At 39.8% G+C, this 18,111-nt stretch carries 20 protein-coding genes and 1 pseudogene; 10 read left to right on the top strand and 11 right to left on the bottom strand.

The genetic code is table 11. The features are described from left to right. Positions 1-131, top strand: a pseudogene (locus IM450_RS00300) (IS630 family transposase); the annotation flags it as partial. Positions 132-567: 436 nt separating this feature from the next. Here IM450_RS00300 and IM450_RS00295 read toward each other — a convergent pair. The 4 genes from IM450_RS00295 to IM450_RS00280 form a co-directional block, all read right to left on the bottom strand. Then, positions 568-807 carry a type II toxin-antitoxin system HicA family toxin gene (locus IM450_RS00295; protein ID WP_002747313.1) on the bottom strand — a complete coding sequence of 80 codons (240 nt, stop codon included), beginning with the start codon at positions 805-807 and terminating at the stop codon, positions 568-570. Beyond that, the gene (locus IM450_RS00290) at positions 804-1,013 is read right to left on the bottom strand and encodes a hypothetical protein (RefSeq protein ID WP_002747310.1); all 210 of its coding nucleotides are present in this window, start codon (positions 1,011-1,013) and stop codon (positions 804-806) included. Before IM450_RS00290 ends, IM450_RS00295 begins: the two co-directional genes overlap by 4 nt. A gap of 461 nt (positions 1,014-1,474) precedes the next feature. Then, positions 1,475-2,743, bottom strand: a complete 1,269-nt coding sequence (locus IM450_RS00285; RefSeq protein ID WP_287668851.1) for a GTPase — start codon at positions 2,741-2,743, stop codon at positions 1,475-1,477. A gap of 26 nt (positions 2,744-2,769) precedes the next feature. After that, positions 2,770-3,381 (bottom strand): VWA domain-containing protein, encoded by a 612-nt coding sequence (locus IM450_RS00280; RefSeq protein ID WP_024971099.1) that lies wholly within the window; start codon positions 3,379-3,381, stop codon positions 2,770-2,772. A 563-nt stretch (positions 3,382-3,944) separates the two neighbouring features. Between IM450_RS00280 and IM450_RS00275 the strand changes: the two genes are divergently transcribed. After that, on the top strand, positions 3,945-5,291 hold the full coding sequence (locus IM450_RS00275; protein WP_185238140.1) for an AAA family ATPase: 1,347 nt from the start codon (positions 3,945-3,947) through the stop codon (positions 5,289-5,291). Positions 5,292-5,456: 165 nt separating this feature from the next. Here IM450_RS00275 and pheT read toward each other — a convergent pair whose 3' ends face one another. After that, positions 5,457-7,892 (bottom strand): phenylalanine--tRNA ligase subunit beta, encoded by a 2,436-nt coding sequence (gene pheT, locus IM450_RS00270; protein WP_287668848.1) that lies wholly within the window; start codon positions 7,890-7,892, stop codon positions 5,457-5,459. Between the two features lie 170 nt (positions 7,893-8,062). Here pheT and IM450_RS00265 point away from each other — a divergent pair, with 170 nt between their 5' ends. Beyond that, a complete protein-coding gene (locus IM450_RS00265; RefSeq protein WP_151695433.1) occupies positions 8,063-9,403 on the top strand; it encodes a DNA cytosine methyltransferase in 1,341 nt (446 codons plus the stop codon). Here the strand turns inward: IM450_RS00265 and IM450_RS00260 are convergent. Continuing rightward, on the bottom strand, positions 9,395-10,165 hold the full coding sequence (locus tag IM450_RS00260; RefSeq protein WP_287668844.1) for a hypothetical protein: 771 nt from the start codon (positions 10,163-10,165) through the stop codon (positions 9,395-9,397). The two genes, IM450_RS00265 and IM450_RS00260, sit on opposite strands and share 9 nt — an antisense overlap. Next, entirely contained in the window at positions 10,146-10,391 is a 246-nt protein-coding gene (locus IM450_RS00255) for a helix-turn-helix domain-containing protein (RefSeq protein WP_002749478.1), read from the bottom strand. The genes IM450_RS00260 and IM450_RS00255 overlap by 20 nt, the downstream gene beginning before the upstream one ends. A gap of 191 nt (positions 10,392-10,582) precedes the next feature. On the opposite strand from IM450_RS00255, the gene IM450_RS00250 reads away from it, so the two are divergent. The 3 genes from IM450_RS00250 to IM450_RS00240 all read left to right on the top strand — a co-directional run bounded on the left by IM450_RS00250 (position 10,583) and on the right by IM450_RS00240 (position 13,495). Beyond that, positions 10,583-11,215: a 2OG-Fe(II) oxygenase gene (locus IM450_RS00250; RefSeq protein WP_012266408.1), complete on the top strand. Its 633-nt coding sequence runs from the start codon at positions 10,583-10,585 to the stop codon at positions 11,213-11,215. Positions 11,216-11,242: 27 nt separating this feature from the next. Next, the gene (locus IM450_RS00245; protein WP_287668842.1) at positions 11,243-12,022 is read left to right on the top strand and encodes an ABC transporter ATP-binding protein; all 780 of its coding nucleotides are present in this window, start codon (positions 11,243-11,245) and stop codon (positions 12,020-12,022) included. An 81-nt stretch (positions 12,023-12,103) separates the two neighbouring features. Continuing rightward, complete coding sequence (locus IM450_RS00240; protein WP_287668839.1) at positions 12,104-13,495, top strand: MlaD family protein; 1,392 nt, start codon at positions 12,104-12,106, stop codon at positions 13,493-13,495. Positions 13,496-13,522: 27 nt separating this feature from the next. Here IM450_RS00240 and IM450_RS00235 read toward each other — a convergent pair whose 3' ends face one another. From IM450_RS00235 to IM450_RS00225, 3 genes are all read right to left on the bottom strand, one after another. Next, the gene (locus IM450_RS00235) at positions 13,523-13,882 is read right to left on the bottom strand and encodes a DUF5615 family PIN-like protein (protein WP_103113049.1); all 360 of its coding nucleotides are present in this window, start codon (positions 13,880-13,882) and stop codon (positions 13,523-13,525) included. Beyond that, the gene (locus IM450_RS00230; RefSeq protein WP_002750711.1) at positions 13,879-14,211 is read right to left on the bottom strand and encodes a DUF433 domain-containing protein; all 333 of its coding nucleotides are present in this window, start codon (positions 14,209-14,211) and stop codon (positions 13,879-13,881) included. Before IM450_RS00230 ends, IM450_RS00235 begins: the two co-directional genes overlap by 4 nt. 146 nt (positions 14,212-14,357) lie before the next feature. After that, positions 14,358-14,960: a choice-of-anchor C family PEP-CTERM protein gene (locus IM450_RS00225; protein ID WP_287668835.1), complete on the bottom strand. Its 603-nt coding sequence runs from the start codon at positions 14,958-14,960 to the stop codon at positions 14,358-14,360. Positions 14,961-15,341: 381 nt separating this feature from the next. Between IM450_RS00225 and IM450_RS00220 the strand changes: the two genes are divergently transcribed. From IM450_RS00220 to IM450_RS00205, 4 genes are read left to right on the top strand one after another with little or no spacing between them, the layout of a single operon-like run. Then, positions 15,342-15,773, top strand: a complete 432-nt coding sequence (locus IM450_RS00220) for a DUF29 family protein (RefSeq protein ID WP_287668833.1) — start codon at positions 15,342-15,344, stop codon at positions 15,771-15,773. Positions 15,774-15,816: 43 nt separating this feature from the next. Then, a complete protein-coding gene (locus IM450_RS00215) occupies positions 15,817-16,023 on the top strand; it encodes a DUF5678 domain-containing protein (RefSeq protein ID WP_287668830.1) in 207 nt (68 codons plus the stop codon). Positions 16,024-16,059: 36 nt separating this feature from the next. Further along, positions 16,060-17,073, top strand: coding sequence for a WD40 repeat domain-containing protein (locus tag IM450_RS00210; RefSeq protein ID WP_287668827.1), 1,014 nt, complete (start codon positions 16,060-16,062; stop codon positions 17,071-17,073). Between the two features lie 46 nt (positions 17,074-17,119). Beyond that, positions 17,120-17,692, top strand: a complete 573-nt coding sequence (locus IM450_RS00205) for a Uma2 family endonuclease (protein WP_287668825.1) — start codon at positions 17,120-17,122, stop codon at positions 17,690-17,692. Positions 17,693-17,705: 13 nt separating this feature from the next. Here the strand turns inward: IM450_RS00205 and IM450_RS00200 are convergent. Next, positions 17,706-18,111 (bottom strand): transposase (locus IM450_RS00200; protein ID WP_287688701.1); only part of this gene is annotated, 406 nt, incomplete at its 5' end.

Below are 18,111 nucleotides of genomic sequence, written 5' to 3'. Positions count from 1 at the left end.
TGCTCAGGAGGTTTTATCGTTTCGGCAAAAACTTTAAAATTATTAATTTTTTATTTCAATTTTTTGCCAAATATAATCTTTTCAAATTTCCTAACTTGAAAAGATTTGATGCCTTTTCACAACTCATTTAGGTTTGCTATAAGATGACAAAGTTATAATTAACTCAATCGGAAATTGAAAGCCTTACTTTTGAAGAATTTTTGTATTTAAGAAATTGGATTAATAAGTTAGACTATCAACAATGGGAAAAACAAATCAAATTTTAGCAAGAAGGAATTTTGAGCTTTTAAAAAGTGACTTAAACCATTCTTCTTTGTCTTTTAAAAAAGTTGGATAATTTTGATCGGTAAGATTTGGTATTAATTATAGAGCTTTAGCTTTTAAAGATGGTGAAGATTATATTTGGGGGTGGATAGGAAGTCATGAAAAATAGGAAAGATTATTAAAACAAAAGCGTTCGCCTCTTTATTGCCAAAATGTAGTTAAACAAAGTGCAACCCAACACCAACCAAATAAATTAATAATTGATCATCTTGGATCGCACTCAATCTACAGGTGATCGCCATTTTAAAACAGTCTTTTTAATAGTTCATCTTTACTTAGATTAAAATGTAGAGCGACATCACGCAAAATATTATTTAAAGTGCCTATTTTGACAGGATTATGAGCAGGAATAGTAATCTGATGTGTACCATTTTCAGAAGTAGTTAGTCTAATATGGCTACCCGTTTGACGACTCACTTCATAACCTAACTCAGACAATTTTTTGATTAAGTCATCACTGGATAAATCTCTGGGTAGCTTCATACCGCAAATACCTCATCCCTAACAATATGTAAACGAATAATTTTAGGGCGATTTTCCCTATCATCATAATGACAATTAACGGCATCTTTTACCATTTCTCGTAAAGATTGTAAATCATCGGCTTCGGTAAAAATAGACTCGCCTAATGCCCTTGCTGTATATCCCCCTTCTGGTGCATCTTCCACTAAAAAAACTATTTCTGTCATATTTCCTTCTTTACTCTCTAAATTTTTGCAGTAATTTTAATTATAGTTTGTTTAGTTTTTTAGATAGCACTTTTTAAAGCTTACAAGATTAGCATTCGCCGTTTATCAACCCTAATCGCCCCTTTATTGCCAAAATGTAGTTAAACAAAGTGCAACCCAACACCAACCAAATAAATTAATAGTTGATCATGTTGGGTTTCGTGTCTCAACCCAATCTACCAGATCGGCGATCGCACTGTATTTCTAAATTGCGAAACATAAGTGGTAGCATCTTGCCACATAAGATTGTAGGAACTAATACTAAATCCGGTTATTAAAAACTGATTATTTATTCCCCTTTGCCTTTTGCCTCTTGCATGAGTGCCTCTCCTCATAACTAGCCTGTACTCAACGGATTTAGTATAAATGGATAAAAGCCTGTCATAGCAAACAGTCATGAAAAATAGAGAGAAATTATTTTATCAACGAAATATTGATGTTAAATTGTTCCAGACATTACGGACAAGGTTGCCACCTTGTTCTATTGTATTGGAAACAGATTCCGCTATCTGACGTGCGCCGTCTTGAATAACTGTAGCCGTTTCTGCACCTATCGCTCCACCAATTGCACGACCAAGCTCTCTTGCACCGGGAACAGGAACTATTCTACCCACACCATCGCCTACTTCTTCGCCTATACTACGACCAACTTTTTGAAACCAATTTTCTACAGTACGTGGAAATCTAGGTTCTTCCTTAATCATGTCATCGTTTATACCTAGTGGAGCATTAGATACGTTGGATACGTTGTTATTCACATAAGTATTATTTTCGTAAGTAGTACGATAGTAAAAATGAGTGTGTATATCTTGACTTGATGATTGACTTTCTTGGGTTTCATCATCTTCTTGTAAACGCAACCCTCTCCAATTAACTATTTCCAACAAAAAACCGTCTAACCCCTCCTCAGAAATTCTGACAAATGTTTTCACAAATAAACGACCAAGCCAAAGTTTTCTATCAGGAGTTCTAGTTCCTTTATTAGTAATAGCAACTGAAGGAATTTCTAGGGCAATTTCTTGACCAACTTCCTTAGCAATTTGATCGCGTATTAAACGGGTTCTTTCATAAAGATAGCGTTCAAAATCTTTAGGTTCGACTTTATCAGCACGAGTAAAAACAATAACTGCTCTTTTCCAAATTTCCTTACCAAATGCACTCGTCGTATGACGAATAGTGACTATTTCATCTGTCCTGACGCGAGGCTCGTCTAATTGTGTGACAAACCATAAACAATCAATCGGTTCTTTAATTTCGGTGTGAATTAACCTAAGATAAGCCTCATTATCTCCATCAGCATCACACAGTCCTGGTGTATCATAAATTCTGTAAGGAATAATGGCATTTGAAGGAGCAGGGTAGGCTTTTACAATTTTAGTTTCAGCTTCAAATTCTCCCACTGGAGCTATTTCACGCCCCATTAAAGAATTTATCGTACTAGACTTACCGACACCCGCTCTTCCTACTAACAGAAATGAAAAACCTCTCGCTTTAGCTTTCTCTTGTATTTTAAGCAGTTCGCTTTCAGCTAAATCAGCAGAAGTTACCTCTTTTTTGATTTCGTCAAAAAACGATTCATTTGCAGTTGTTACAGGAGTTTCCCGATTTGGCAATACAAAATTTTGGGTTTTTGAACTTTGTTTTGCAAGTCTTGCCAAAAGTTGCTTTGTTTTTTGTGTTTGTTCATCCATAGCACAAAATTATCTTTAATAGTTGTTTAGTCCTGAATAGCTTTAAGTAAAACTTCCTTGAGAGATAGAGCCTCTTCTTCTATTTCTTGGATAGTAATTGTATCAACAATATCAAACTTAGCCCCTAAATCCTGTAACTCTCCATCTAAAGCCTTAAGGAAAGCAGCTGCGTCTGGATCGTTACCAATTTGAATGAAAGAGATACCTAATTCTTCATCCCTATCTATTCGCTGTGTTGCTTCAACAATTTCTCTAATGACTGATTCACGATTATCTGGCTGCCCATCGGTTACAACTAATATAATTTCCCCGTTAGGTTTAGTTTCCCCAGATTCTCGACGCTGAAAATAATTTTGAAATAAGTCCTTTAATACCTCTGCCATCTCAGTTCTGCCTAAAGGCTCATTCTCCTGAAATATTTGAATAACTCTATTGGCAGTAACATTGTCATAGCGTCTGAATCGAGTTGAAAAAGTGTAAACTGTAATACCATCTGGATCGAATTCCTCGCATTTAGCAGCTAAGGCAAGGGTTGACTCTTGCATAACATCCCAACGGCTTCTACCTCCAATCTGATCTTTGGTTGACATACTGCCACTCTTATCAATAATTAGGGTATAGTCCCTGTCTTCTAACATACTGTCATCCTCGCTAAATAGACTTAAAAATATTAACAATCTCGAAAAAAAGCAGAACCTTTCGCTTTTTGTTGCCAAGAGTGTACTGATCCCATTTTTGAATTGGCAGATAATACCGCTTTTCAAGCCTACCCTCCCGAATACTTAACCCCCTCACTATTCAGAATTTGAGCCACTTTGGTTGCATTTGAGCTATAATTAACCTCGATAGTATCGCCTGAAATTGTCACACTCGAACCTAAAGAGTTAACTACTTTTGCCTTAGCTTCTGATTTTTTAGAATCGAGCGCATATTTGTCTAAAACGAACTTCGTCATAAAATACCTACGTTAAACTGAGACATAAGCAATAATACTTAGAACTAGCGTCGCTGAGTTAGATATGGTTAGTTTTAGGTCTGTTTTGCTTAACTACATTCCATCATGCCAAACGCTTCCAAAAAGTGACACCCCCTAAACATCGGATTTTATCGGGAGTTTTGTCGGGTAAATTTTTCTGAAAATTGGAAAAAGTGGGATTTAGTTGGGCTATAATACCCAAAAATCTTTTGCTGTGTCGATTGTATGAATATCACGGAAGTTTTACAACTGATTGACGAACGCCTTATTGAGCGAGATAAAAAGCCGCTAAATACTATCCAGAAGGCTATTTTTGAAGGGAGTTGGCAAGGACAGAGTTATCAAGAAATAGGTAACGAATATCACCGCAGTGAGACTCATATTAGAGAGGAAGGTGCTAAATTATGGAAGCTTTTATCGGATGCTTTTGGGGAAGAAATAAGAAAATCTAATTTTCGTTCTACCATAGAAAGAATGAAGATTAAATCATCTCCAAATTCTTTGAATGTTGTAAATAGTAACAATAACCATTTTTGCCATACACAAACCTTCACTTTACCCAATGGCAATGATAAAAATAGATATATAAACTCTCAATCTGAATCAAAATATCATGATCTAACCCTTGCTCCCCAAATTATTGACTTTTATGATCGAGAAAACGAACTCGCAACAATCTCGAACTGGGTGTTTAAGCAAAATACTCGCTTAATTGCCGTTTTGGGATTATGGGGAATAGGAAAAACCACCCTAGTTAAACGATTTATTGATCTCAATTTAGAACAATTTGAAGTGGTGATTTGGAAAAGTTTAAAATTTCCTAAGTCTTTAGATTTATGGCTAAATGATTTATTGAATACTTGCCAAAAAGAACCGAAAGAAAGCACCGATAATAAAATCCAGCAATTGTTAGAAGTTCTAAGCAATCATAAATGTTTAATCGTCTTAGATGATTTTCAAAATCTTTTTGCTGTTGGTCAAATGGCGGGTAATTATCAACCTGAATATAGTAGTTATCAACATTTTTTAAAACTGATTGCAGAAATCCAACACCAGAGCCATTTTATTCTCATTAGTCAAGAAAAATCGGCGGAAATGAACTATCTTAATCAAGAAAATTCTCCTATTCAATGCTTAGAATTATCAGGATTTGAAGCGATTGATTTTCTTGAAAATAAAGGTTTACAAGATGGGGAAAGATGGTTAGAATTAATTCAATTATACGAAGGTAATCCTTTTTATTTAACTGATATTGCCGTTTTGATTAAAGATGTTTTTGATGGCAAGGTTAACGATTTCTTGGCAGAAAATAGCTTAGTTATTACTAAAAAAATGCAGTCTCATTTAAAACAAATTTTTGGTCGCTGTTCTCCCCTTGCTCAACAAATCGCCTTAGAATTAAGTAAAGTTGATCAACCTTTATCTAGAGAGGAGTTAAAAAATAACCTAGATTTATCTGCTAGTGATTTAATCAATGGTTTACAATCCTTGCAACAACGTTATTTAATTCAAAGGGAGCAAAACCGATTTCAATTATCATCTATTTTTAAAGCGTATATCAAAAGCGATTGATTGTAATATTTTTTAGAGGAGATCGAGTCCGAAAAAGAACCCTTCCAACCTCTTAAACTGATTAGTAACAATTAGAGGCAATCAGCGATATTGATAGCGATCTGTGAGATTATTCTTGAGATAATATAAAGTCGATGTCTGATAACTGATAATTTATCGCTGAATTTAACTTCTTAAAGAAACTTGGAACTGTTTAACCAAAGCTTCTCGCACTTTTGTCATTAAGGGTTCCACATCTTCATCGGTTAAAGTTCGATCGCTGGCACGATAGACTAAACTAAAGGCCAAACTACAATGATTTTCTGGCACATTCTGCCCCTGATAGCGATCAAATAATTCGACTTTTTCTAAAAGAGTTCCCCCAGCATTTTTGATAGTTTTTGTCAATCTATCTACGGGTATATCTGTGGAAACAAAGAAGGCGATATCTCGCGCCGCCCCCGGATAGGTAGAATAGACCTGTAAACGCGGGGTAATTTTGGCACTATCGCTAAGAGTTGCTAACAGGATCGGGAACTGGATTTCAAAGGCATAAACTGCCTCAATTAATCCCTTTTGCTGACGCAATTGCGGGTGTAGTTGACCAAAAATTCCTAGTCGTTGTTTACCAATCCATAAAGATGCTGTTCGTCCGGGATGAAAACGCGCATCTTCGGCATCTTTTTCGTAGCTTACTGTCAGCGAAAGGCGATCGAATACTGCTTCTAAAATGCCTTTTGCTTCATACCAAGTCATGGCTACCTCTTTACCCGATCGCAGCCAACGTCCGGCCGGGAAGAAATCACCGCCAAAAATGCCAGCAATCGCATCGTATTCGTTGATATTATCCGATTCTGAGCGGAAAACTCGCCCGATCTCGAAGCCATTTAAGGAACCGTTACCCTGAGACTGATTATACTCAAACGCTTCGATTAAACCGTCGAGGAGATTAGTCCGCAAAGCAGAATACTCGACAAAAAGGGGATTAGCGAGGACAACTTCCGCTAATTCCGGTTTAACTAGGGAATACTGGACTAATTCCGTCAAACCCACTGCTCGAAAAGCTTCCCGCACCCGACGCTGTATAGTTTCCTCAAAGGATAATCCTCCGGCTGCGGTTTTTGCTGGCAAAGTATCGACAAAGCGATCATATCCGTACAGTCGCGCCACTTCTTCAATTAAGTCAATTTCTCGTTCTAAATCCCGATAACGGTAGTCTGGCACTGTCACAGTCCACAGAACAGGATTTTTCGAGGTTAACTGTAATTCACAGCCTAAATTGCCTAAAATCCGTTCCACATCTTCGGCGAGAATTTTGCCGATCGCACCATTATCTAGGGTAACTTGACCCAGTAGCTGCTGCAAACGTTCTAAACGCAATTCGATCGAACGACTGGACTGATCGGCACGATAATCAGCTTTAACCTGACTGCTGACAGTTCCCCCAGCTAACTCTAGAATCAAATCGATCGCCCTTTGACAAGCATATTCCAAAGCGGCGGGATTAACACCGCGTTCATAGCGTCCGGAAGATTCGCTGCGTAAACCCTGCGCTTTTGAGGAACGACGGATAGCGATCGGATCGAATAAAGCCGACTCTAGCACAAGATTAACGGTTTCCTCGTTAACTTCTGTATCTTGACCTCCCATCACTCCCGCTAAAGCTACCGGCTTATTATTGGCAGTAATTAATAAATTAAGCTCTTTTAAGCTTCTTTCCTGACCATCAAGGGTAATGATTTTTTCCCCTTCCTCGGCAAAACGGACCCCAATAGTAACGGATTTACCTCCGGCAAAACTTTGTAAACGATCGCGATCGAAAGCGTGTAAAGGTTGTCCCCACTCCAAGAGGACATAATTAGTAATATCGACCACATTATTGATCGATCGCAATCCGGCAGCCTGTAAACGCTGTTGCAACCATAGCGGAGATGGGCCAATTTTTACCCCCTCGATCACCGTACCAATATAGGCAGGACAGGCTTTATTTTCTGATATTTCCAGCGTTAAATCTTTTTTAGGGGAAAATTCACCTAATTTCACTTTTGGTAGGCTTAATTCTCCTCCTGTCAAAGCTGCCACTTCCCGCGCGACTCCGATCATACTCAAAGCATCGGCGCGGTTAGCGGTGGGAGAAATATCTAAAATCACCTCATCGAGTCCTAAAAGGGGACGAACATCTGTACCTAAAGGGAGATTTTCCTGACTAAAAATGTGGATTCCTTCAGAATCCTTAGTTAATCCTAATTCTGCGAGGGAACAGATCATCCCTTCCGATTTTACCCCGCGCAATTTAGCCGGTTTAATCGTTAAATTGATTTTTGGTAAATGAGTTCCCAAAGTAGCCACAGGAACTAGAATATCAGCCCTAGCATTGGGCGCACCACAGACAATTGTACTAAGATTTTCCTGGCCGATATCCACCTGACAGACACTTAATTTATCTGCGTTGGGATGGGGTTGGCGATCGATAATTTTACCAATAACCACACCCTTTGCCCATTCTCGGCGATCCTCGATCTCTTCCACTTCTATTCCCGCAATTGTCAATAATTCGGCTAATTCTTGGGGAGATTGGACAATTTTGACTAATTCTCGTAACCAGTTGATCGAAATCCGCATCGTTAATTCTTGCTTGCCGTTGGTTCTTAACTATTGTAAACGGTGGGTTGTCACCGCGACCGGGTTGACAGGAAAGATCGCTTTCAGGTTTGCTGGGGATACTCATTTTTAAAAGTTGCCTTCAGCCAATTATTATTATAGACTATAAGTTACATGGAGTAAGAAAATCGATGAGGAAAGCAATCAGTCTATTTGCCTGTGGTGGAATTGGAGATATGGCTCTTCGCTCTGGGGGATTTGAAGTTGTAGTGGCGAATGAATTATTGAAAGATCGTGCAGAAGTATTTAAATTTAACCACCCAGAATCATTAATGATTATTGGGGATATATGGGATACAAAAAATGAGATAGTCGCAGAAACAAAGCAGCGACTCTCTGGACAAAATTTAGACATTGTTTTTGCGACTCCTCCCTGCCAAGGTATGTCTAGAAATGGCAGAGGTAAGCTGCTTAATTCTATTCGTAAAGGCTCAAAAAATGAAATCGACCAGAGAAATTTATTAATCATTCCCACCCTAGAAGTTTTTCTGGCTAGTGGAGCAGAAACACTGGTCATGGAAAATGTGCCAGAAATGCAAAATACTTATATACCCTTTCCCGAGAAAGATGATTATTTGGTAAATATTTTATGTTATATAAAACAGCGTATTGGTGATAAGTTTTTAAGTTCGATTAGCATTATAGATTTTGCTGATTATGGAGTCCCGCAGAATCGTCAACGACTTATTTCAATATTTACTAAAAATGAGAAACTGAAGAATTATTTAAAAAAGAACAATTCTCTTTTTCCTAAACCAACTCATAGTAAAGAAGGATTAGAACTTCCCAGATGGAAAACTGTTCGAGACGCAATATATCATTTACCACCACTTGACTCTCAACGAACAGAAACTGCTAAATCAGATGATATACCATATCACTATGTACCCCTATTAGATGAAGAAAAATATTTTTGGATCAGTAATACACCAGAAGAAAAAAGTTCATTTGATAATCAATGTATTAACCCTGTTTGTAGATATAATGGTAATCCAACACACAGCGCACGCAAAAATAATGAAGGAATTAATCGAGCTAGTACAGAAACCCCCCTTTACTGCCTTAAATGTGGACACATTCTTCCTCGTCCATGGGTTAAAGAAGATGGAAAATACAGGTTGATGAAAGGTTATACCAGTGCCTATAAAAGAATGAGTTGGGACGCACCAGCCAGTACAATTACACGAAATCTCTCCTATGCTTGTAGTGACAATAAACTACATCCTATTCAAAATAGAGTATTATCTCTGTATGAAGCAATGATTCTTCATACAATTACCGAATACCCATTTTCTTGGAAACGGGCAGATGGCAAAAGAGTTAGTGATAAACTAATTAGAGAGTTAATTGGCGAAAGTATCCCACCTGCTGGATTACAAAAAATATTTGATCATTTAGTATCCATCCTCAATGATGATTGTTCTCTTGAGGAGCAAATCAAGGAAAAATATGAGCAGCTCTGTCTATTTTGAAATTAAATTGTCTTTGTTATATTTGTTGACAAAATTAATATATCTATCGTCATTCTTGATCATAATCCAGTTTTTATACATTTTCTTAACGCCTTGTCGTGACATAATTGAGACGCTAGTTGTTCTTCCACCGCCTTCTGTTGGCTGAACAATTTTACCCCAATCATTGTCAGTTAAGTTGTTGCCAAAAAATACAGCAACTATTTGAGGTATTGTATTCTCAAAATCCCAGAGAATGCCAATAAGATTGTTAGTTTCTCTATGGTGAGCCTTCCAATCATAGCTTTTCATTACCTCGATTCTTGTGTCTCCCATATCGGGTTTTTCTTTTCCAGTCTTCTTTAATTCTCTTGGTGTAGGAACACTGCCACAAGTGGCTTTAACCTCTACTCCCCCATTAGCAAATGGACTAAATGGAGACTTATCTCGCATTCGTCTTTCTTGGGAAAGTTGTTCAAAAAAAACTTTGCCATTCTTATCCATTAACAGCAAATCTGGATAGCCGTCTTGATGCGGATTGTTGATAAATAATCCCTGGGATTTATTGGCAAATTCTATGGCAAATAGCTCACCAATAAATGCAGAAAGATTTCTGATACCTAGAATTCTAAATATATCTACTGGTATATCTTGGACTATTTTTTTAACAACAGAATGACATTCAACTAATGAATGCTCAAATATGACTTTATCGATAGTTATTTTCTGACCTTGTTTTGAGAAAAAGCTGGTATCAGAATGTTTATTTATGATATAACTCATTAATTTCTTCCGCAACAGTATTGACAAAAGTAACAATATCCATGTCCAGAGCTGAAATAATTTGTTCTAAGGAGTCCAAAGTAATGTTTCGTACTCCCCTTTCAACTCCAGATATGTAGGTTCTGTCAAGATTAGCTCTATACCCTAAAGCTTCTTGACTCAGATTACGTTTCTTCCGCAATTTTCTTACAGTCACAGCAACAGCAGTGACTAGCTTTCCTGCCATATATAAACTACCAAAGAAGATATTGAAATTCTCTACAGTCCATTTTCCTTCTATGATGACTATTAATCTACGGACTATAAGTCACAAAAGCTGATTCTGAATAAACCTGTATTCGGGAGCGGCAAAAACTCTGATTTTGTGTTTGACTAAAAATATATCCTAAAGATTGCCATACCGTTGCGATTCTATCCGTGCCTTACTATTCCCAATATCCCGACGCTTTTACTCCCAGTTATCTGAGCGAACTACAAGGACAGATTCTCGCTTGTCCCCACTTCACAGTTAACAATTTAAATCGAGATTTCGTTAAAACCAAAGGCTTTTCCATCGCTTTTCGACGCACACAAATCAGCGAAGTCGAACGAATGTTTCCCTATTTTAAACCCTATCTCGATCGCAGTTTACAAGCTGACTGCAACGCTTTTTATCTTAACCCCTTACTCCTACAAACCGGTTCACGCGTCGATCCTCATATCGATCGCTCCCTGCGCTCCTATTGTAAAACAATCGATCCCCCGCTCCTAGTTAGCGTCCTTTATGTGCAGGTTCCTAAAGATATTCAAGGGGGGGAACTGGTACTAGCAACAGGCAATCGTTCTGTGGCCCAGATTCGTCCTTGTGCTAACACCCTGATCCTCTTTCAAGGAGATCTTACCCATTCAGTTAATCCCGTTAGCTGTTCTGGTATTCGTCTGAGTCTTGTCTGCGAACAATATCGTTTAGATGCCGAAGAATTGCGAGAGATTCCCGAAATGCAGATAGAATCGCGAACCATAAAACCAGAAAAGAAAAAAAAGAAAGATCGGGTCGTTGCCCTACAATAAAAGGGCATTTTTGTAAAGATATTCTAGATGGTGATGCGCGAACCGATCGTCGAATTAAGGGGAGTGACCAAAGCTTTCGGTAAGAAAGTAATCTTAAATAACGTCGATCTGAAAGTGTACGAAGGGGAAGCGATCGGCGTGATCGGTCCATCCGGGACGGGAAAATCGACCATTTTACGCTTAGTCGCCGGATTACTGGCCCCCGATCGGGGAGAAGTGTACATCTACGGTACAAAACGGCAGAGAACCGTAGAACAGGGGGAAGATCCCCTCGGTGTTGGTCTAGTTTTCCAACAATCGGCCCTTTTTGACTCCCTCACCGTCGGGGAAAATGTCGGTTTTGCTCTCTATCGCCACTCAAAGCTAAAACGAGCCGAAATTCGCGATTTAGTGGAAGAAAAACTCGATTTAGTGGGTATGTCCGGTTCCTCCGACCTCTATCCCTCTGAAATATCCGGAGGGATGCGAAAACGCGTCAGTTTAGCCAGAGCAATTATCAGCGATCCCTCGATCGCCGCCGATCGAGCGAACATTCTCCTTTACGATGAACCCACTGCCGGACTCGATCCCGTCGCTTCTACCCGCATCCAGACGGTAATTATGGAACTTCTCAAAGTAAAAAAAGCCTGTGGAGCCCATCTCATTGTCACCCACGTCCACAGCACCATCGAAAATACCACCGATCGCATCGTTTTTCTATATAAAGGTCAATTTCAATGGGTTGGACCGACTCAAGAGGCTTATCACTCGGAAATCCCCGTACTCAAGCAATTTTTTACCGGCAGTATCGACGGACCAATTCAGTGATCACTGATCACTGATCACTGATAACTGAAATCCCCCGATTTCTCCTGTAAGATACTGTGTAGAGATGAGGAGTAATTATTTATGGAAGCTGGCGGTTCACAACGAGGGATTTCCCCAACTCTGCGACAAAGTGGTATCGGTTTAATGTTACTGGCATCGGGGGGAATATTAATCTGGTTTATCGCCTGGTTAAGTAATTTTAGCTTCGGGGGACGCAGTTATCGAGCCAGCTTCCTTTTTCCTAATGTGGGTGGCATGATGGTGGGAACCCGCGTCGGTTATCGGGGAGTGAGAATCGGACAAGTGACGGCAATTACCCCAGAACCGGAGGGAGTCGCCGTAGAAGTGGAGATTTCGCCAGCAGATCGCCTAATTCCCAGTAATTCCCTCATCGAAGCCATTCAATCTGGTTTAGTGGGTGAAACCACGATCGATATTACTCCCCTGCAAGCTTTACCCGTCGGTGGTGTTAAAGAACCCCCTTTGAGTCCTAACTGTAATGGGGAAGTGATTATCTGTAACGGTTCCCGTTTACAAGGGCAATCGGCGCTAAATGTCAATACCCTGATCAGATCTTTACTGAGAATTTCTAATCTAGTTAGCGATCCCGATATGGTGGCTGGATTTCGTTCTTTTACCCAACGCGCTGCCAATGCCTTGGGGGGACTCGATCGCTTTAGTGGTGAGGCAACCACCGCTTTAAGCGAGGTTCGTCGCAGCGGTACTCTAGGTAAAGTTAATTCGGGGATGAGATCCCTAGAATCCTTACCCCAAGTATCCGGTTCCCTCGATCGCCTTTCTAGTGATCTTTCTGGTGTCGGGGGATTGAGTCAGGAAGCGACTACTTTACTGAGAAGTTTACAGGGAAGTGGCGGACTGAGAAATTTAGACGCTACCCTGGTAGAGGCCCGAAAAACGCTGCTTTTGGTGGGCCAAACTACGGAAGAACTGCGGGTTTTTTTGGCAGCTAATCAAAATCGTTTAATTGCTACTCTCGATAGTATCAAAACTACTAGCGATCGCCTACAAACTACTCTCGCTGCTTTGGATCCGATCCTGACGCAAGTGCAGAAAAGCCAAATTATTGAGAATTTAAATACTATTTCGGCAAATGCCGTTAAATTAAGCGAAAATTTGGGAAATTTTACCGCCTATCTCTCCGATCCTGCCACTGTTGTCACCCTACAGCAACTCCTCGACTCCTCTCGCGCTGCTTTTGCCAATCTTCAGAAAATCACCTCGGATGTGGATGAAATTACCGGTAATCCGCAACTGCGACAGGAAATTATCCGTTTAATTCAAGGTTTAAGTCGTTTGGTTTCTTCTAGCGAACAACTACAGCAGGAATTCGCCCAAGGTCAAGCAATGACAAGAATGGCCGCCCAAATTGCGACAATAGCCCCAAATCCCGCCGCTAATACCCCAGAAAAAGACCCTAAAAAACCCAGAAAAAGCCCCGAAATAAATGATTAAATGTGTTTGAAAAATCACCTTAGTTCCTCATAAAGGAATCCAATCTAAGCGATCAATCCATTCTTCAGCTTCTGTTAATTCCCAGATTAAAATCATTGATTCAGCCCATTGACTAATTGTACCGCTAGGGCGTAACCAAATAATTCCCCAAGTGTGACCTCCCGTGTTCCAATGATCTTTTAAATGATTGGGTATGGTACTTCTATTGTCAGTGATTAACAGTCTCTGGGATAATTCTAAATATTGCAATAAATTAGGATCAAGTGTCCCTAAAAGAGGTGCATCCGCATCACCAACTCGCAAAATATCTATAGTAGAATTGATACGTTGAACCGCTATTTTTAGCTTAGGAGATAAATTTTCATCCAGCAAAAACCGAATTTTCATGCTTTTTGTAAATACTCCTGCTCCTTTTTAATTTTTGCTTTTCTTAAACGATCAATTAAAGGAGATGATGTTTCTAGCCACTGTTGATAATGTTGTTCCCGTTGTCTTTCTAGCTTGACAAGATAGAGATCGATTTGTGCTTGATTGTGATAATAATAGGTCAAAGTGGCATAAATTTTTTCTAAATTTAGAGTTGGTAATTCTTGGAGAATTTCTTGAGGACTATAACCTTGTCGATAGTATTTCAGTACGTCCTCAATGCCAATACGATGTCCTTTTAATTGAATATTATCTACTGCTACAAATTCAAAATAATCTTCTAACTGCATAGGTTGTTACCTCCTAAAACATCAATACTATCCTAGCATATTATTAAAAATGTGCCGCAAAATTCAAATTATTCACCGATTTTAAGCCTATCTGAATATTCAATTTAACCCACCTAGTTTAGATGGGTTAAAAAGATAAAAATAGATTAAGATTGACGTTTTAAAGCAGAACTAATTCCTAATACTCCTAAACTCAATAATCCTAGCACTGATGAAGGTTCGGGGATAGGAGTAGGAGTAGAAGGAGGGGAAAGAGCTATCACTGAGACATTATCCAACGCAGAAGCAGCAATGCTATTAGTTAAATCGATAAACTCAAGGGTAGTGGTTGTACTGTTAGCGGTAAAATCCCAAGATTTTGATAGCCATCCCATATTTGAATTGCTTTTTCCTGTTGTATCAAAAGAAAAATCAGCAGAACTTCCTCCCGCACTCACTCTCATGTCTTTAATAGTAGGACTTGTGAAGGTATTACCCGCCAGATCAAAAGTCACCCGATAAGTCTTACCGACAGTTGTGTTAAAGGTTTGCTTAATTCCACCAGCATTCTCTCCAGATAAGTCCAGACTTCTAGAACCATTAGAAGCTTGCCATAATGTACCGATATAATCGATTGATCCTTGGCTAACCGTCCATCCTGTAATTACCGTGGAACCAGCATTAATTGTTTGAAAAACACCAGGGTCTCCACCGTTCTCAAAACTGCCATTTTGAATCAAATTTGCTGCTTGTACAGGGGTGACTATCAAAGCACTTACCCCAAGGACAGAGGAAGCAATTGAGAGTTTTAATAAGCTGTGCTTACCCCCCCCCGAAAATCAATTAGTTTTGCTAATTTTTGCGTCATGACTAAAAACTCGACTTTTACAAGAACGGCTTCATCATAGCAGAGAAAAGCTTATAAAATAAATGAAAAAATGATTAACTTTTTGGCTCTTCTCGACTTTGTGTGACAATTTTTGCTTATATAGTAGCGATCGATCTTTGTGTCCTTTGTGTCTCTGTGGTTCGTTCCACTCACTCGCCCGCAAGAATGTATCTTAGAATACATTTTACCCAATAAACCTGGGATATCCGAGAGACTTGTGGCCAGATATAATTAAGGGGTATTTGGGGGAAGAAATTGAATTATGGAAGAACTTTTAGAATTAAAAGCTTTGCTCTTAAAAGGTGATATTAAAGGTTCACTGGCGATTGTAGAAGACCTTGAAGATATGAGCAAAAATGGGACTATTAGCACCATTCGTAGTTATGCTGTTATCTTATTACTGCATTTAATTAAACAACAGGCAGAAAACAGAACCACTCGTTCTTGGGATGTCTCCATTCGCAATAGTGTTAGAGAAATTCAACGCCAAAATAAACGCCAAAAAGTGGCAGGATATTATTTAAGTGATCAGGAATTAACAGACACTTTAAACGATGCTTATCTTAATGCTTTGGATGCCGCTTCTTTAGAAGTCGAATCAGGTCGTTATCAATCGGAGCAACTAGAAGCTATAATTGACAAAAATAAACTGATTAGTGCTGCTTTCCTTCTGATTAAAAACGTCTCTCCTTAGAAAGATTATGACAGACTCAATCTCTCAAGAACAAGCCTAAGAAATGTTACGTTGGTTAAACAAAAATCGTGACACCGTGCTTGATTTATATAAAAATCAATACATTGCCTATAATGAAAAAGGGGTCATTGCTCACGGTGAAAATTTACAGAATGTTCTGGAACAAGCCAAGACAACTAATCAAGAATTTGTCATTTATCTTGTTCCTCGTTGTCGTTATTCTCTGCAAATTTTACCCATTCAAGTTTAAAGTAGTTTAAGATGATTTTGACAACGGCAAAATTCTATGAAAATAACCCTTTATCAACCGACATTATCGTTATTATTGCTGCTGTTGCTATCCGGTGGTTGTGCAGTCAATCAGGAAAAAGGGAAAACCACCACTCCGCAAGCGTCTCCCCTAGCAGAAATCGTTCCTTGGCAGATGGTCGAACGGGTTACTATTTTAAAAGCCGATCAGGATCCCATCTATGCTTTAGCCATTAGTCCCGATAACTCCCTGCTGCTGAGTGGTAGTTTTGACGGCACTGTTAGGGAATGGGACCTAAAAACTCAAAAACCTCTCAGGACTTGGCAACTAGGAGATACTGTCAATGCTATCCAATTTAGTCCCGACGGTGAGACTTTTGTAACTGCCGATGCCGGGGGAAAAGTGCAACGCTGGAATACGCGCACGGGAAAATTAGAAATGACCTATCCTGGCCATGCTTTTCTCGTTACCGATGCCGCTATTTCTCCCGATGGCAAAATTTTGGCCACGGGTAGCTGGGATCGTACAGTTAAACTCTGGGATTTTCAGACGGGTACACTGTTAAAAACCCTGCGCGGCCATAATCATCCGATTCAGGCGATCGCATTTAGTCCCGATGGTAAAGGAATTGTGAGCGCCGATTACGATGGTTTCGTTAAACTGTGGAAAGTGAGTACCGGTCGCTTTATTCGGGCCTATGCGGGTAATTTATTCCCCGTTTATCGGGTGCTTTTTTCCAAGGATGGTAATACCGCCGGTACTGCTAGTCAAGACGGTTCGATCCGCAGTTGGCAAGTGAAAAGTGGCATCGGCACCACTACTATTCTCGCCCATAACGACGCTGTAACTGATATGGCCTTGCTCGATGGGGGCAAAGTTTTGGCCAGCACCTCCGGGGATGGAACCGTCAAATTTTGGGATGTTAATACCCGTCGGCGCTTGAATACCCTGAAGGGAAACGTCATCTTAAGAATGGTTGCCAGTCGAGATGGTCGTTGGTTAGTCACTGGAGATCGGGACGGTGCGATCGCTATCTGGCGGGGAATCTAATTGACTATAATTAAGACTAGAGTGTTTTCTAGGGTGGAATATAGCTATGGCAGCAGTGATTTTAAACTTAGATACAGTCAATCTCAGCGATGAGCAGTTTTACCGTCTCTGTCAAGTTAACCCAGATTGGCAACTGGAAAGAAACGCCCAAGGAGAATTAATTGTGATGCCACCTGTTGGGGGAATTAGCGGCAACCGAGAAGCCGATTTTATTAGTTTACTTTGGTTGTGGAATCGTCAAACCGGATTGGGTAAAGTCTTTAGTTCGGCGACGATTTTTCGTTTGCCGAAAGGCGGATATCGCGCTCCTGATGCCGCTTGGGTGAGTTTAACCCGTTGGCAAGCTCTAAGTCGAGAAGAACAGGAGAAATTTCCGCCTATTTGTCCCGATTTCGTCATTGAACTGCGCTCCCGTAGCGATTCCCTCCCAGAAATTCAAGCTAAAATGCGGGAATATCTCCACAGTGGTTTGCGATTAGGTTGGCTAGTTAATCCTCAACAACAACAGGTGGAAATTTATCGTCCTCAGCAACCCTTAGAAATTATGGAACTACCCGCTAATTTAAGCGGAGAGGATGTCTTACCAGGCTTTAGTTTATTTATCTCTATTTTTGATTGACATACTCCCACCGTCAAGCTACGCTGTGACGGGGGATTCTTTCCACATCGCTGTTAGAAATTCCTTGTTCAACGAGACAACTTAGATTCTCAATGTCTCCATTAAAAACCCAGAGGTCGGACTCTCCCAAGGCGTTTAGGTCGGTTTCTGTTTGCCCAACAGTACCGTTGACACTTCGACTTCGCTCAGTGTCAATGCCGAGCGAAGTCGAGGCATTGAGATGTTTTCCCAAATATTGCAACCCTTTTTTAAGAATATTTATTGCTGCATTATGATCCCTATCTAAGACTGTTTTACAATTGGGACATTGATGAGTTCTAGTGCTTAATGTTTTTTGAACTCTCGTCCCACAAACTGAACAATCTTGAGTCGTGAAATGGGGAGGAACAGCAATACAAACAATCCGATAAATCTTGGCA

Origin of the sequence: Microcystis sp. M083S1, from assembly GCF_020246405.1 — a bacterium.
GTDB classification, from domain to species: domain Bacteria; phylum Cyanobacteriota; class Cyanobacteriia; order Cyanobacteriales; family Microcystaceae; genus Microcystis; species Microcystis aeruginosa_C.
This window is presented reverse-complemented; position numbering and strand designations above follow the sequence as displayed.